Annotated in this window: 12 protein-coding genes and 2 tRNA genes; 8 read left to right on the forward strand and 6 right to left on the reverse strand. The window is 67.4% G+C overall.

All coding sequences use genetic code 11. The features are described from left to right. Positions 1 to 162 precede the first annotated feature (162 nt). Positions 163 to 1,032 carry a class I SAM-dependent methyltransferase gene (locus tag ACZ6DT_RS32210; RefSeq protein ID WP_465602380.1) on the forward strand — a complete coding sequence of 290 codons (870 nt, stop codon included), beginning with the start codon at positions 163 to 165 and terminating at the stop codon, positions 1,030 to 1,032. Next, positions 1,029 to 1,208 carry a hypothetical protein gene (locus ACZ6DT_RS32215; protein WP_465602381.1) on the forward strand — a complete coding sequence of 60 codons (180 nt, stop codon included), beginning with the start codon at positions 1,029 to 1,031 and terminating at the stop codon, positions 1,206 to 1,208. The genes ACZ6DT_RS32210 and ACZ6DT_RS32215 overlap by 4 nt, the downstream gene beginning before the upstream one ends. 5 nt (positions 1,209 to 1,213) lie before the next feature. Here ACZ6DT_RS32215 and ACZ6DT_RS32220 read toward each other — a convergent pair whose 3' ends face one another. The 3 genes from ACZ6DT_RS32220 to ACZ6DT_RS32230 form a co-directional block, all read right to left on the reverse strand. Continuing rightward, a complete protein-coding gene (locus ACZ6DT_RS32220; protein ID WP_465602639.1) occupies positions 1,214 to 2,125 on the reverse strand; it encodes a hypothetical protein in 912 nt (303 codons plus the stop codon). 142 nt (positions 2,126 to 2,267) lie between these two features. Then, entirely contained in the window at positions 2,268 to 3,608 is a 1,341-nt protein-coding gene (locus ACZ6DT_RS32225) for an ABC1 kinase family protein (protein WP_465602382.1), read from the reverse strand. 77 nt (positions 3,609 to 3,685) lie between these two features. Next, positions 3,686 to 4,720 carry a hypothetical protein gene (locus ACZ6DT_RS32230; protein ID WP_465602384.1) on the reverse strand — a complete coding sequence of 345 codons (1,035 nt, stop codon included), beginning with the start codon at positions 4,718 to 4,720 and terminating at the stop codon, positions 3,686 to 3,688. A 195-nt stretch (positions 4,721 to 4,915) separates the two neighbouring features. Between ACZ6DT_RS32230 and ACZ6DT_RS32235 the strand changes: the two genes are divergently transcribed. Continuing rightward, complete coding sequence (locus ACZ6DT_RS32235; protein WP_465602640.1) at positions 4,916 to 5,446, forward strand: M48 metallopeptidase family protein; 531 nt, start codon at positions 4,916 to 4,918, stop codon at positions 5,444 to 5,446. Positions 5,447 to 5,452: 6 nt separating this feature from the next. Here ACZ6DT_RS32235 and ACZ6DT_RS32240 read toward each other — a convergent pair whose 3' ends face one another. Then, positions 5,453 to 6,802 carry a zinc-dependent metalloprotease gene (locus ACZ6DT_RS32240; protein ID WP_465602385.1) on the reverse strand — a complete coding sequence of 450 codons (1,350 nt, stop codon included), beginning with the start codon at positions 6,800 to 6,802 and terminating at the stop codon, positions 5,453 to 5,455. A 203-nt stretch (positions 6,803 to 7,005) separates the two neighbouring features. Between ACZ6DT_RS32240 and ACZ6DT_RS32245 the strand changes: the two genes are divergently transcribed. Further along, positions 7,006 to 8,010: a YlbL family protein gene (locus ACZ6DT_RS32245; protein ID WP_465602642.1), complete on the forward strand. Its 1,005-nt coding sequence runs from the start codon at positions 7,006 to 7,008 to the stop codon at positions 8,008 to 8,010. Positions 8,011 to 8,141: 131 nt separating this feature from the next. Here ACZ6DT_RS32245 and ACZ6DT_RS32250 read toward each other — a convergent pair whose 3' ends face one another. Continuing rightward, positions 8,142 to 8,690: a PPA1309 family protein gene (locus tag ACZ6DT_RS32250; protein ID WP_465602387.1), complete on the reverse strand. Its 549-nt coding sequence runs from the start codon at positions 8,688 to 8,690 to the stop codon at positions 8,142 to 8,144. Positions 8,691 to 8,864: 174 nt separating this feature from the next. Here ACZ6DT_RS32250 and ACZ6DT_RS32255 point away from each other — a divergent pair, with 174 nt between their 5' ends. Together ACZ6DT_RS32255 and ACZ6DT_RS32260 are read left to right on the forward strand one after the other, a co-directional pair. After that, positions 8,865 to 11,837 (forward strand): UPF0182 family protein, encoded by a 2,973-nt coding sequence (locus ACZ6DT_RS32255; protein WP_465602643.1) that lies wholly within the window; start codon positions 8,865 to 8,867, stop codon positions 11,835 to 11,837. Between the two features lie 66 nt (positions 11,838 to 11,903). Next, positions 11,904 to 11,977: transfer RNA gene (locus ACZ6DT_RS32260), tRNA-Met, on the forward strand. 240 nt (positions 11,978 to 12,217) lie between these two features. Here the strand turns inward: ACZ6DT_RS32260 and ACZ6DT_RS32265 are convergent. Beyond that, positions 12,218 to 13,672, reverse strand: coding sequence for an FAD-dependent monooxygenase (locus tag ACZ6DT_RS32265; RefSeq protein WP_465602389.1), 1,455 nt, complete (start codon positions 13,670 to 13,672; stop codon positions 12,218 to 12,220). Positions 13,673 to 13,764: 92 nt separating this feature from the next. Between ACZ6DT_RS32265 and ACZ6DT_RS32270 the strand changes: the two genes are divergently transcribed. Both ACZ6DT_RS32270 and ACZ6DT_RS32275 read left to right on the forward strand, forming a co-directional pair. Then, on the forward strand, positions 13,765 to 14,358 hold the full coding sequence (locus ACZ6DT_RS32270; RefSeq protein ID WP_465602391.1) for a TetR family transcriptional regulator: 594 nt from the start codon (positions 13,765 to 13,767) through the stop codon (positions 14,356 to 14,358). A gap of 83 nt (positions 14,359 to 14,441) precedes the next feature. Beyond that, a tRNA-Met gene (locus ACZ6DT_RS32275) sits at positions 14,442 to 14,515 on the forward strand. Positions 14,516 to 14,596: the final 81 nt, after the last annotated feature.

Genomic DNA, 14,596 nt, shown 5'->3' on the forward strand with positions numbered 1-14,596 from the left:
GGGGACAAACAAACCCTCCTGCTGGAACAAAAGACAAAACCACCTCCCTACCCCCTACCCCTGGGGGAAGTCGACCCCCCTTCCTTACCCCCCCACAACAACACCCCCCCCCCGCTCCCTTTTTGGGACGTGGTGCGGTTTGGCTTGGTGTTCACTGGGGGAATGGCCGTACACACGCATGACGACATCGACTGGGCCGATCGGCTTCGATCGCTTCGCATGGCCGAGGCACTTGACGCCGAGCCGATGCGGGCGGTGGCCCGGCGGCTGCTGGAGGGCATTCCGGACAGGCCGACCATCCTCGACGTCGGCTGTGGCGCGGGCGGGATGAGCGTGCTTTTCGCCGAGGAGCTTGCTTCTGTCGGCGCCAGGATCGTGCTGGTCGACGCGACCGAGCACCTGCTGGCCGAAGCACGCCGGGTCGTCAGTGCGGCCGCGGGGGACGGGGCCGCCGTCGAGACCATCCACGCCGACGTGGCCGACGAAGGACTGCCCGCCAAGCTGCCTCCCGCCGATCTGGTCTGGGCTTCCCGCGTGGTCCATCACCTGCCCGATCAGCAGGCAGCCATCGGCACCCTCGCCCGGCTCGCCCGCCCTGGTGGGCTGGTCGCCATCGCCGAGGGCGGCTTGGACTTCCACTGCCTTCCCTGGGATCTCGGCATCGGCCGTCCCGGGTTCGAGGAAAGGCTGCTCGCCGCGCGCGGCGAGTGGTTCGCCGAGATGCGGGCAGGAATCCCCGGCTCCATTTCCATGCCCTACGGCTGGAACATCGCGCTCCAACGGGCAGGCCTCGACGACGTCGATTCCTTCGGCGTGCTCATCCACCACCCGGCGCCCGGGCCGGAGCCGCTGCGCGAGTTCGTCCTCGAACGCGTGACCTGGCTGGACGAGGTGGGAGGCGACCGCCTCGACGCCGAGGACCACGAGACCGCGGCAGCGTTGGTGGACCCGGCGAACCCCGCCTTCCTCGGCGCACGCCGGGATCTGTTCCTGTTGGGGGCGAAGACTATCCATTGTGGACGGCGATCGTGAGTGATCAGGCCGGTTGCTCCTTGTGCGGCCGGATCCGCGGCGTCGATGAGGAGCCCGCGCAGACGCTCGCGTGGGTTTCCACCCGCGAGAAGAACGTCGTGCGCTGGATGTGCCCTGCCTGCGCTCGCCGCCACACCCGCGACATCGAGGGAAAGCTGCCCGACGAGTACTGGTGAGCCACTCAGGCGGCGTCGATCCGGCCGATCGTGCGGACCTTCGGCCGTGGTGTCCGTGCCGCTTCACCGAACGCCCTGACGAGCTCCGCCGCGACTTCCATCGGGGCCTTCTTCAGCTGGTCGATGGTGCAGCGGACCAGCACGGTCCCGGTCGCCGTCAGCGCCAGCGGGTGAAAATTCGCGACGCCCTCTTTCGGGGCGCGGAACTGCCACGCCAGGCCGATGTCGTCCCACCAGGCGTCCGCAGAGCCGATGGGACGTCCTCGTCTGTCGCAGAGCGTCGTGTTCCACGACGGCGAGGGCAGTGGGCAGCCACTGAGGACCTTCTTCGCCAGCCCATGCGCGTAGGTCTCTTCGGGATCGACGCGCCGCAAAGCCGCGCGGACCGCGGCAGAACCTCGCCGGTTACCGGAATCGAGCTCCTCGCTGAGTTCTTCGAGCGTGCACAGACCCCAGTACAGGGGTAGCGAGATCAGCTCGTCGATTCGCGCGGGATCGAGTTCCAGCCGGGCTAGATCGAGTGCGGCCCGGACGGGTGGGGCGAACGGGACGCCGTCGATCAAGGTCGGCGGCGGCATCCGCGTGGTTCTTCGGGGCAGCATGCCAGGCTCCGCCGGGACGCGCCGATAGTCGGGGACAAGGAGATGGACCTCCCGTGTCCCTGGGCAGTCGACGCCCCGTGCGCGCAGCGCGTCGGCACCTGTCACCACCACGTCCGGCCCGAACCGCGCGACAGCGGCTTGTAACAGCTGATGCCGGGTGGGCGCGGAATCGCGCAACAGGATCACACCCGGCATCAGCCTTCGCCAAGGACCGCCCGGCCCGCAGAGCTTCGCGGCGTAACGGGCGGTGACGCCCGCCTTGCGCAGCTCGCGGCTGGTGATGATCCCGGATTCGCTGGTGTTACTGAGCGCCATGAGTCGGGCGCTTCGTGTAGTGGCCATGAATCGAGGATGACCGCTGGGCCGACCGGGTGGAACCACTTCCGCGAAGATGTGGACAACTCGCCCGAACCAACCCCATTTCGCCTCAGTCGCACCGTCCCCTGTGGATAACTTCTCAGACCGCGAAGCCCGGCTGCCACCGTTCGACGATCGCGCGAGCGGGGATCTCCGCGTCGAGCTGACAGAGGATGCCGGTCGATCCGGCGGTCACCCGGTGGATCATCAGGTACTCGGGCGGCAGGTTGAGGGAGCGGCCGATCCGGAAATCCCGGCCGCGGGTGTCGCCGACCCGGCCGGCCTGTCGTTGCATCCAGCGGCGCGTGAAGTGGAACGTGTCGCCCGCCAGCGGTTCGGTGAACGGCGCCAGGTACGCGAGCACGTCATCGGCCTGCAAATCCGCGTCGGCCCGGATGAAGCCGGACTCCCTGAGCAGCCGCATGAGCTTCGCGGACTCGCCGTCGAGCGCCAGCCGGGTCATCTCGCCGAGGTGCTGCGGAATCCCCTCGGGCAGCCGGGACACGCCGCCGAAGTCGATGACGCACAACCTGCCGTCGGCGGTCAGCATGAAGTTGCCGGGATGCGGGTCCGAATGCAGGAGCCGGGCACGTTCCGGCGACGAGTAGTGGAACTCGGTGAGCAGGCGGCCGGCGCGGTCTCGTGTCTCCTTGTCGCCGCCGGCGATGATCTTCGACAGTGGGGTGCCGGTGACCCACTCCGTGACGACGACCTTCGGGGCGCTGGCGACCACGCGAGGGATCACGAAGCCGGGGACGTCTTCGAACGCCTTCACAAAAGCGCGCTGGTTCTGGGCTTCCGCCTGGTAGTCGAGTTCTTCGTTCATCCGCTCGGCGAGTTCCGCCAGGAGCGGTTTCACTTCGGTTCCCGGCACGAAGGCCTGGAACAGCCTGCTGAAACGCTGGAGTTGTCGAAGGTCACTGCGCAAGGCGTCGTCGGCCCCGGGGTATTGCACCTTGACGGCGACTTCGCGGCCGTCATGCCAGGTCGCACGGTGCACCTGGCCGATACTCGCGGACGCGGCCGGTTCGTCGTCGAAGGCCGCGAACCGCTGCTTCCAGGTGCGTCCCAGCTGCTCGGCGAGCACCCGATGGGTCTGCCGGACCGGCATGGGCGGTGCGGCCGCCTGAAGCTTCGTCAGGGCCTCGCGGTAGGGCTTGGCCATCTCGTCGGGCACCGCGGCCTCGAAAACGCTCAGCGCCTGGCCGAACTTCATCGCGCCGCCCTTGAGCGTGCCCAGGACCTCGAAGAGCTGCTCCGCCGCCTTGGCCGACAGTGTCGCGTTGACCTCTTCGGCGCTTTGCCCGGTCAACCGCCTGCCCCAGCCGCCGACCGCCCGCCCCGCTATGCCGAGCGGGATACTGGCCAGCTTCGCCGTTCGCGCGGCCCCGTTGCGGGGGATGGCGGCTTCACGGTCCTCAGCGCTGCGGGAGTCGGTCACCTTCGCGATTCTGCCTTGATTCACTCCGCCCGCGCAGCCTGTTGAGGGCGTGCGTGTGGGCTACGTCGCTCGTTGTGTCAACGAGCGCCACAACCGCATCCGGTGTGCGGCGGCCAGTCGCGATGGCGGATCGCACCGTCGAAGAAGTCGATTTCGAGGGTGGCGTTCCACGCGGGCGGCGCCTGATCGGCGGGGGAGAGAAGCCGGAGGGCTTGTGCCGAGGCCAGCGCGGCGCACGCTTGCACGGCGCCGAGATCCGGCCGTTGCACGCGTCCCGCGAGCTGGGTCGCCACCCTCGGCCAGGAATCGTCACGGGCGGCGCGGTGCAGATCGGCGCAGCGCAGGCAGCTGCTGCGACCGGGTACCACCAGCGGTCCGACGATGCCGATCCCGTCCCGGACGCGTACCGGCAGATGACTGACCCCGTCCCGGACGAGTTCGTCGACCACTTCGGGGGCAGGCACGACCGCGTCGGTGAGCAGGACGAGCTCCGGCTGACGGTCCGAGTAGAGCCGGGTGGTCGACGTGTCCGTCCCGGCGCGGTGCACCACCTGCGCCATCGCATCCCGGCGTGGCATACCGACTTCGGCTTCGGTGTAGCCCGAGCCCAGGTCGCGTTCGCGAACCGTGCCCGACGCCCGGATGTCGATATGCCCGACTCCGCCGTTGGCGAGCAGGACGGCGATGGCCACGGCCAGCCTGCCGTCGCCGTGGATCGCCACCGCGGCGCGTTTGCGGCGTGCCGTCATCGCCGCTTGATGATGGCGGGCACGGAGCGACCAGAGCCCTGTCTCGGCTCTCGGTCTCGGATGTCGCTGAGGCTGTCCGGCGTCGGTCACGAGCCCGCGGGCCGTCAGGTCCGTCATCAGGTCCCGCAGCTGTTCATCGTGTTCGCTCTGCGCGAGCACGACGTCGTCGGCGGCCCGCGTCCCGTCCAGTCCGCGGAGTGCTTCGGCCACCTCGGTGGCGACTCCGGTGAGCACCACCGCGTGGGCGGGGTCGAGGCCGATCTGGAGTTCGCCGTTTCCCCGTTCCAGCACCTCCAGACCGGGAAGCAGGGCAGGGAAGGCGGGCAGGATGATCGATCGCAGATCCGGTTCGCGCAGGTTCATGATCGCAGGATCGCACCGCCCCGCTAACCGCCCGCTAAGAAAACGCGAGTTATCCACAGGTTGACCCCGTTGTGGACAACTCGAGGCTGTGACCTCTCGGCCCTCGGAGTTGTCGGTGACTGGCCTTACCGTGGTCAAGTGGTCGAAGCACGGACGCCCTCACTAAGGGGCCGGGACACGACGAATCCGTCGGACATTCCCGAACAGAAGGTCGAGGTACGGCGTAGCCAGCGCCGTCACCGGACCGTCACCGCGTACTGGGACGAGGACACCCTCGTCGTGCTGATCCCTGCCCGGATGACGCGGGCCGAGGAGAAGCACTGGGTAGCCGAGATGCAGCGCAAGCTGCTGCGCAAGGGCCCGCGACAGGTCTCGCCGCCGAAGGCCTCCGACGAGGCGCTGCTGGCGCGCTGCGCCGTGCTCTCGGCGAAGTATCTGGACGGAAAGGCGATACCCGCGAGCGTTCGCTGGGTGCCGCCGATGCGGACGAGGTGGGCGTCCTGCACGCCGGTCGACGCGACGATCAGGGTCAGTGATCGCCTGCGCCGGGTGCCGGGATGGGTGCTGGACTACGTCCTCGTGCACGAACTCGCGCATCTGAAGGAACCAGGGCACAACGCGGCGTTCTGGGAGCTCGTTCGCCGTTATCCCAAGACCGAACGCGCCATCGGCTACCTGGAGGGCCTGTCCTCCGCCGCCGGTTGGGGCATCGCGGCGGAGGACTGACGTGCCTCAGCTGTTGTCTTCGTCGCCCTTGGGCTTGTTCTTCTCGCGCTCAGTGCGTTCGATCTCGGCGATCGGGTCGATGCCTTCGAGCGTCGACTCGCCGTCGCCGAGACGTTCGGAGAAGTCGAGCGGCTCGTCGAGGTCCTCGGCGGTCGGCATGAGGTCGGGGTGGGACCAGAGGCCGTCCCGCTTCTCGATGCCGTGCTGGTCGCCGAGGAGCTTCCAGAGTGAGGAAGCCGCCCGCATCCGCCTGGGACGGAGCTCGAGGCCGACCAAGGTGGCGAAGGTCTGCTCGGCCGGGCCACCTGTGGCCCGGCGGCGGCGCAGTGTCTCGCGGAGCGCGTCCGCGCCCGGGAGGCGGTCGCCGATCGCCTCGGCGACCACGACGTCGACCCAGCCTTCGACCAGTGCGAGCAGGGTCTCCAGGCGGTTCAGCGCCGCCTTCTGTTCGGGCGAGGTCTGCGGCTCGAGCAGGCCGGAGGACATGGCTTCTTCGATGCTGGCCGGGTTCGACGGGTCGATCTGGCCAGCGAGCTGCTCCAGTGCCGAGGTGTCGACGGAGATGCCGCTCGCGAACTCCTCGACCGTCGCCAGCAGCCGCTGCCGCAGCCAGGGAACGTGGGCGAACAGCCGCTGGTGGGCGGCCTCGCGCGCGGCTATGAAGACCAGCACTTCGCTGATCGGCAGCTCCAGGCCCTCGGTGAACTTCTCGATGTTCGCCGGCAGCAGCGCGGAGGTGGCCGCGGGGCCGAGCGGAAGACCGACCTCGGTGGAGGTGAGCACCTCGGAAGCCAACTGAGCCAGGGCGTTACCGAGCTGGGAGCCGAAGGCCATCCCGCCCATCTGTCCCATCATCGACAGAAGCGGGCCGGCGGCCTGCTTGGCCTCCTCGGGGAGAGCCTGGACCCACGCGCCCGAGACCTGCTGGGCGACGGGGTCGCAGAGGCGCTGCCAGGTGGGCAGGGTCTTCTCGACCCAGGTGCGCGCGGACCATGCGACGGTCGACGTCGCTCCGGCGGGCAGGATCGTCGCGGCGTCGAGCCACAGCTCTGCCAGGTGTGCGGCATCACGGACGGCCGTGCTCGAATCGCCACCGCTGGATGACGAAAAGCCGAGCTTGACGTCATCGCCGTCGCCGCTGCTGAGGTTCTGCAACGCGATCTGTTTCGCCAGGCCGTAGTTGACCGGTCCGGTCGAGCTGCCCGCCTGGCTGAGCATCTGGCCCAGCTGACTGAGCATCTGACCGAGCTGATTGAAGGCCTCGGCGCCGGAGGGCTGGCCGCCGGAGTCCGACGGCTCGTTCTCGCCTCGTTTGTCGGGATCGGGCGGTCCGAAGCCGAACGGGGGTTTGCTCATGGCACCACCGTACGCGGGTCGTGGGACCCAGAGCTCGTCAAGTGGACTGATGAGCGTGGCCTTCACCGAGAAGCGAACACAGTCACCGTACGCTGTCACGCGTGACAGAGCCCTCGGAGCAGACCACAGCAGCGCGGAGCCGTGCGGGCTCCGCGAGTGACCAGGGCCGCTCCGAGCGGCGGCTGACCCGGCGCGGTTGGACGCTGCTGGTCAGCGGGGCGTTGTTCGTCGCCTTCGCACTGGTCGGCTTCTTCATCCCGGTGCCGTATGTGGCGATCAGCCCCGGACCGACCTACGACACGCTCGGCAAGGACGCTGCCGGACAGTCCGTGATCCAGGTCAACGGGCACGAAATCTTCCAGACCTCCGGCGAGTTGCGGATGACGACCGTGTCCCTGCGCGATGGCGGCATCACGCTGTTCAACGCGCTTGGTCTCTGGGCGAGTGGCCGGTACGCGCTGGCGCCGCGCGAGGAGTATTTCAAGCCGGGCGAGACCAACGAGCAGGTCCGCCAGGAGAACATCCAGCAACTTCAGGACTCGCAGAGCGCTGCCCAGGTCGCCGCGCTGCGCCGCAAGTCCCCGGTAAAGGTGCTCGCGAAGACGATCGTTTCCGGCAGCCCCGCGGACAAGGTGCTCGCCCCGGGGGACCGGCTTCTGGTGGTCAACGGGCAGACGGTCAAGGAAGCGACCGACGTGCGCGCCGCGCTGAACGGGACGAAGCCCGGACAGACCGTCCAGATCACTTTCAAATCCGAGGGGCAAGCGGAACGCACCGTGCCGCTCACCCTCGCGCAGCGGCCCGACGGCCCGGAGGGCTTCATGGGCCTGACGGCGGTGGATCGCGCCGATGTCCCCTTCGATGTGAAGATCTCGCTGCAGGACGTGGGCGGCCCGTCGGCTGGCCTGATGTTCGCGCTCGCGATCGTCGACAAGATGGAGCCCGGCGACCTCGCCGGTGGCAGGCATATCGCCGGGACGGGCGAAATCACGGAGAAGGGCGTCGTCGGCGCGATCGGCGGCATCTCGTTCAAGGTGGTCGGCGCTCGCGAGGCCGGCGCCACCGACTTCCTCGTGCCCGCGCACAACTGCGCCGAGGCGAAGACCGCCGCACCCGATGGCCTGAACCTGATCAAGGTGTCCACGCTGGACGAGGCGATCGCGCAGCTCGAGAACCTCAAGGCGGGACGGCCCACCGCCTCCTGCTGACCGCCGGGGGAGCAAGGGACCTTTGCTATCGCCTCGCGGGTCTGACCGAAGAGAGCAAGGGACCTTTGGTATCGCCTGGCCCGCGTCTTGAGGCTGGCGACAGCCAAGGTCCCTTGCTCTCTTTTCGCAGGTCAGGGCAGCAGGGTCGCCCTCAGGGCTTCGAGCAGGTTGGGAGCCAGTTCCGGGTTCTCGATGATCTCGTCGACAGGGACATCACCGGGCTCTTCGGATTGCCCGGCACCGCGAAGCCGCATGACGCACGCTCCGGCGCCATCCCGCACGACAGCGGCGACGAGCCGGGCTTCGGTACGGCGCGGGTGGTCGGCGGCCGCTTGACGCAGGCGTTCGGCGTCGGTCTCGGGCACGGCCGGAAGCTCGGCTTCGGCGTCCGGCGGCAGCACGATGATCTCCTGCGCGAGCGCGCATCCCAGCACCAGATCGGGCCACGCGATCTGCGCTAGCGCCTCACCCAGGTCGCCCTCCGGCAGCGCCTCCTGGGCGACCGGCGTCAGCGGGGCCGACGCGTCGAGCTGACCGGCCAGTTCGGGTTGTTCGTCCAATAGTGCCGCGGTCGGGACCAGCGCGAACAACTGCGGCGGCTGATCCCATCCTCCGGAGGCGACGAACTCCTCGACTTCGCGGGCCAGGCCGGCCACGCCCTGCTGCTCACTCGATGCCATTGGCACATCGTTCCAGGCGGCCGGGGCGGCGGCCTTCCGAGTCCGGTTTGGGCGGGTTCGGGGAACTTCCGACGGCATCCGTAGAGTTAGAGCATCAGGGGCCGCACGCGGTACGCGTGCCCCAGCGAAAAGTTCACCAAACCAGGAGCGTGTGCAGTGGCCACTCGGCCCCCCGTGAGCCTGCCGAAGCTGTCCCGGCGCAGCCGGATACTGCTCATCATCGCCGCCGTAGTCATTCTGGCCCTTCTGCTGGGCGCGAGACTGCTGGACACCTATGTCGACTGGTTGTGGTTCGGCGAGGTCGGCGCCCGGACGGTTTTCAGCACGGTGTTGATCACCCGTGTCATCTTGTTCTTCGCCGTCGGGATCCTGGTGGGAGGCGCGCTCGCGATCAGTTTGATGATCGCGTACCGCGCCAGGCCCGTCTTCGTGCCGATTTCCGGCAACGACGACCCGCTCGCGCGTTATCGGTCGGCGATCGTCGGCCGGATCCGGTTGTTCGGCATCGGTATCCCGGTGCTCACCGGGCTCATCGCCGGTGCGTCCGCGCAGAGCGAGTGGCAGGTCGTGCAGCTGTTCCTGAATGGCACGCCGTTCGGGCAGACCGATCCCGAATTCGGCAACGACGTCGGCTTCTACGCCTTCGACCTGCCGTTCTACAACTGGGTCCTGGGCTGGCTGTTCATCGCGGTCGTCATCGCGTTCTTCGGCGCGCTGATCTCGCACTACATCTTCGGCGGCATCCGGCTCGCGGGTAAGGGCGGCCAGCTCGCCGGCCCGACCCGCGCCCAGCTCGCCATCACCATCGGCATCTTCGTGTTGTTGAAGGCTGTCGAGTACTTCTTCGACCGCTACAACCTGCTGCTCTCGGATCGGGGAGCGCCGCTGTTCATCGGTGCGACCTATACCGACCTGAACGCGGTCTTGCCCGCGAAGCTGATCCTCCTGTGCATCTCGGTGATCTGCGCCGTCGCGTTCTTCGCCGGCGCGTTCCTGCGCAACCTGCAGCTGCCCGCGATCGCGCTGGTGCTGCTGATCCTGTCGAACGTGCTCGTCGGTGTCGCGTGGCCCGCGGTGCTCGACCAGTTCTCGGTGCGTCCCAACGCGAACGAGAAGGAATCCGCGTCGATCCAGCGCAACATGGACGCGACCCGGCAGGCTTTCGGCCTGACCAACGTCGAATACAAGGACTACACCGGCAAGTCCGAGGCGACCTCCGCGGAGATCAAGGCGGACAAGGGGACCGTCCCGAACATCCGGCTCCTCGACCCGAACATCCTCAGCGACACCTTCACGCAGCGCGTCGGCCGTGAGAACTTCTACGGCTTCCCGTCCAAGCTGGACATCGACCGCTACACGCTCAACGGTGTCACGCAGGACTACATCGTCGCGGCCAAGGAAATCAAGACCGAAGGTCTCACCGGCAACCAGACGAACTGGATCAACAAGCACCTCGTCTACACGCACGGAAACGGTTTCGTTGCCGCGCCGGCCAACACGATCGACCGCGCACTGAAGGACGCCAACTCCGACGGTGGTTACCCGATCGCCACCACCAGCGACACCCAGAACCCCGCAGGCGCCGGCTCGACCGACCCGAACAAGCCGGGCATCAAGGTGAAGGAGCCTCGCATCTACTACGGCGAGCTCGCGACCGACGCCGCGTACGCGATCGTCGGCGGCACGGCGGGGCAGGCTCCCGGCGAATACGACACCGCCGTGGACCGCGCCTACATTTACAAGGGCTCCGGCGGCGTGTCGATCGACAACTGGTTCAACCGGCTGGTCTTCGCCGCCGAGTACGGAGAGCGGAACATTCTCTTCTCCGACGCCATCGGTGACGGATCCAAGATCATGTTCAACCGCGAACCGCGGGATCGTGTCGCCAAGATCGCCCCGTGGCTGACCCTCGACGGTGATCCGTACCCGGCGGTCGTCGACGGCAAGATCAAGTGGATCGTCGACGGCTACACGACGATGAACAACTTCCCGTACGCCCAGCAGACCCAGCTCGGCCAGGCGACCAACGACTCGCTCACCGGTACCACCCGCCAGGCCAATGCTTCGATCAACTACATCCGCAACTCGGTCAAGGCCACGGTCGACGCGTTCGACGGCACCGTGACCCTGTACGGGGTCGAGGACAACGAGCCGGTGCTCAACGCCTGGAAGAAGGTCTTCCCCGGCCTGGTCAAGCCGAGCAACGAGATCTCGCCGGAACTGCGGTCGCACTTCCGCTACCCCGAAGACCTCTTCAAGGTGCAGCGGGAACTCCTGTCGAAGTACCACGTGAACAACCCGGCGGAGTTCTACGCACAGCAGGCCTTCTGGAGCGTCCCGCAAGACCCGACGCAGGAAGGCGGCGTGAACGGGACCGGTGTCGCCAACCAGCCGGGCTATTACGTCCTGGCCACCGCGCCGGGCGACACCAAGTCGCGATTCCAGCTCACCAGCTCGCTGACCGGTCTCCAACGGCAGTACCTGGCGGCCTGGATGTCGGTGTCCTCGGATCCCGAGGACTACGGGAAGATGCGCGTCCTGAGACTGCCGACAGGCGCCAGCGGCTCCACCCAGGTGGACGGGCCCGTTCAGGTACAGAACAGATTCCAAAGTGACCCACGAGTCGCGCAGGACCGGACCCTGTTCAACAACCCGAACGTCACCGTCACCTACGGAAACCTGATTTCGCTCCCTGTCGCGAACGGCTTCCTCTACGTGGAACCGGTCTACATCCGGCAGCGAAACCAGGCCAGCAGCTACCCGCAGCTGGCGCGGGTTCTCGTTTCCTACGGCACCAAGATCGGCTTCGCGCCGACACTGAACGAAGCGCTCGACCAGGTCTTCGGTGCGGGCACCGGCTCCGGGGTCAAACCGCCGCAGAGCGGTGACACGCCGGGGCCCGCGGCCCCGCCGCCGGGCGCGACGACGCCGCAGCCGCCCGCCAGCGGCAACCCGGCACTCGACAAGGCGGCGGGCGATATGCACGACGCCTGGCTCAAGTTCCGTGCCGCCCAGCAATCCGGCAACTACGCCGACCAGGGTGCCGCCCTGGCCGCCCTCGAAGCAGCCTCCAAGGCTTACGAGTCGGCCAAAGCCAACCCGCCGGCGACCGGCGCGCCGCCGACCTCCGGCCAGCCCGGAGGGTGACGTCGCTTACTAAAGGGCACCTGCTTTGCGCCTGCTGGAAACGCAGGCGTAAGGTAGGTGTCACGACGCGGGGTGGAGCAGCTCGGTAGCTCGCTGGGCTCATAACCCAGAGGTCGCAGGTTCAAATCCTGTCCCCGCTACAGAGGTTGGAGGCGTGGTCTGCGGAAATCGCAGACCACGCCTCTTTCGCATTTCACGCGGGGGTCGAACCCCCGGACCCCCGCCAGGAGGGTTCCGCCCCCTGGACCCCCGTGCGTTCGGTTGCGTGGGTGCCCGGAGTTGCGCTGAGGTAGCAGGGGACCTTTGGTATCGCGTGGGGTGGCGGGGGAGCGGGGGACCTTTGGTATCGCGTGGGGTGGCGGGGGAGCGGGGGGCCTTTGCTATCGCGTGGGGGCGGCGGGGGCGACCCAGCAGGCGTAGCCGTCGGGGCGGTACAGGACGGCCTCCGTGGAAGGCCACCGCAAGTCCGTGACGAGTTGGACGGTCAGGCGGGGCGAGTGGGCCCGGGCGGCGTCGACGTGGGCCTGAGTGGTTGTCAGGAGCACGAAGTCGCCAGTGCGGAAGAGCGTGCTCGGGCGAAGCGGACCGGCCTCGGTGGCGACGTCCTGGTCGTTGAGCCGCGAGCCGAGCGCGGGGTGCGACGTCCCGTAGGTCGGGTAGCGGATCCCGAGGCCCGAGACCATGCCCGCCAGGTACCGGTTCACCTCGGGCAGCGTGGTCAGTTCGGCGAAAAAGTCCCGAAGCGCGCGAGACTCGTGAGACCGCGGAGTCAGCCCTAGCTGAGCGGCGACGTTGTGCAGCACTTGAGCGCCGACAGGGTGCCGCTCGGCCTCGTAGGTGTCGAGCAGGTCGTCACCGGCCCAGCCGTGCACGGTCGCGGCGAGCTTCCAGCCCAGGTTCATGGCGTCCTGTACGCCGAGGTTCAATCCCTGCCCGCCGGCCGGGAAATGGATGTGCGCGGCATCGCCCGCCAGCAGCACCCGCCCGCCGCGGTAGTGCTCTGCCTGCCGCGCGGCGTCGGAGAACTGTGACGCCCATCGGATTTCCGACACGGTCGCGGAGTCGCCGTACGAGTCGAGCAGCGCCTGCCGGACTTCGCCGTGGGAGACGGCGGACCGGATGTCCGCGGGCCGCGAGGCCCTGTCGCCGTACACGAAGCGGTAGAGACCGGGTTCTCCCAACGGAATCAGGCCTTTGAACGTGGTCGCACCGGTCGGCTGCCCGATGTTCCGCATCGTTCGCCACTGTTTTTGCGCACCGTCGGGGATTCTGTCGAACAGGACGTCCGCGACCACACCGAAACCTTCACCGTCAACGCCGGGGAAGCCCACGTCGAGTCCTTTGCGTACAACGCTTCGAGAGCCGTCGCAGCCGACGAGGAACTTAGCGTGCAGTCGGCTTTCGCCAGTTTCTGTTCGGTGCCGAACAGAAACGGAGTCCTTGTCCTGTACGAAATCGATTACTTCGGCGCCCCGGATCACCTTGGTTCCGCGCGTGGCCAGCCGTTCTTCCAGGTACTCCTCGATCTGGGCCTGCGGAATGCCCAGCTGGAAAGGGAATCGAGTGTCCCACCCGTCGTAGTCGACGGGGATCATCGCGAAATGCCCGTCCCGCACCGTCGCGTACGAACGCTCCTCGACGCCGTCCAGAAGTCCGCGCAGCGCCAGCATCTCCGCGGTACGCGGCTGCACGTTCAGCGCCTTCGACAGTCCTGTGCGCTCGTGAAGCCGTTCCAGTACCACGACATCGACACCGGCGAGCGCGAGTTCGTGGGCCAGCATCAGCCCGGTAGGGCCCGCCCCGGCCACGACCACGTCCGTCCCCAGGTTGTTCATACCACTCCTTAACAACGTTAAATTGACTGGCGCCCAGCCTGCACTTAACATCGTTAAATTGTCAAGGTGTCACCGCTGGAAGAAGGTTGAACGTGGGTCTGACCAGGCAGGACATCGTCCGCGCCGGGCTTCGGCTGCTCAACGACGTCGGGCTCAACGGGTTGACGCTCCGCCTGATCGCGCAGGAACTCGGTGTCAAGGCGCCCGCGCTGTACTGGCATGTGAAGAACAAGCAGGAGCTGCTCGACGAGATGGCGACGCAGATGTACGCCGACGCGATGCCGGGCCGCGTGCCGGAAGGACTGGGGGAGCGGGGCTCGCTTGAGCTGGCGTCACGGGGCTTGCGCCGAATGATGCTTGCTTACCGTGACGGGGCGAAGGTCTTTTCCGGGACTTTCATGACCGATGACAGCCTTCTCGGTGACAATCCGTTTCAAGGGCGCGTCGACGCGGGGCTCGAACCGTACCTCGCGGGCCGGGCGTTGTTCACCGTCTACAGCTACGTCGTCGGTTTCACCATCGAAGAGCAGGCCGTCTATCCGATTCCAGGCGAACGCGACCCTCGTTACGACACCACGCCCACGGCGTGGGTCTTCGATGAGGACGTCGAGGGCAGGTTCAGCGACGGGCTGACCATGGTCCTCGACGGCGTCTTCGGCTGGCTCGATGACAAAGTCTCGCCATAAAGGCAGGTCAAGGACCCTTTGTCGAGTTAAGGGTACCCCCCTGAAACCGGGTTTCGCCCCCATGTAATCTATTAACACAACGACGCGGGGTGGAGCAGCTCGGTAGCTCGCTGGGCTCATAACCCAGAGGTCGCAGGTTCAAATCCTGTCCCCGCTACAGAGAAAACGAAGCGGGGGGGGGGGGGGGGGGGGGGGGGGGGGTTTGTTCTCTTTTTTTTTTTTTTCCTCGCTTCGTTTG

The organism is Amycolatopsis sp. NPDC041971, from assembly GCF_055588925.1.

Bases quoted from the DNA above. Each gene is read 5' to 3' on its own strand.
- ACZ6DT_RS32210 (WP_465602380.1), top strand. From the start codon at position 163: ATGGCCGTACACACGCATGACGACATCGACTGGGCCGATCGGCTTCGA.
- ACZ6DT_RS32220 (WP_465602639.1), bottom strand. From the start codon at position 2,125: ATGGCGCTCAGTAACACCAGCGAATCCGGGATCATCACCAGCCGCGAG.
- ACZ6DT_RS32230 (WP_465602384.1), bottom strand. From the start codon at position 4,720: ATGAACCTGCGCGAACCGGATCTGCGATCGATCATCCTGCCCGCCTTC.
- ACZ6DT_RS32265 (WP_465602389.1), bottom strand. From the start codon at position 13,672: ATGAACAACCTGGGGACGGACGTGGTCGTGGCCGGGGCGGGCCCTACC.
- ACZ6DT_RS32240 (WP_465602385.1), bottom strand. From the start codon at position 6,802: ATGAGCAAACCCCCGTTCGGCTTCGGACCGCCCGATCCCGACAAACGA.
- ACZ6DT_RS32250 (WP_465602387.1), bottom strand. From the start codon at position 8,690: ATGGCATCGAGTGAGCAGCAGGGCGTGGCCGGCCTGGCCCGCGAAGTC.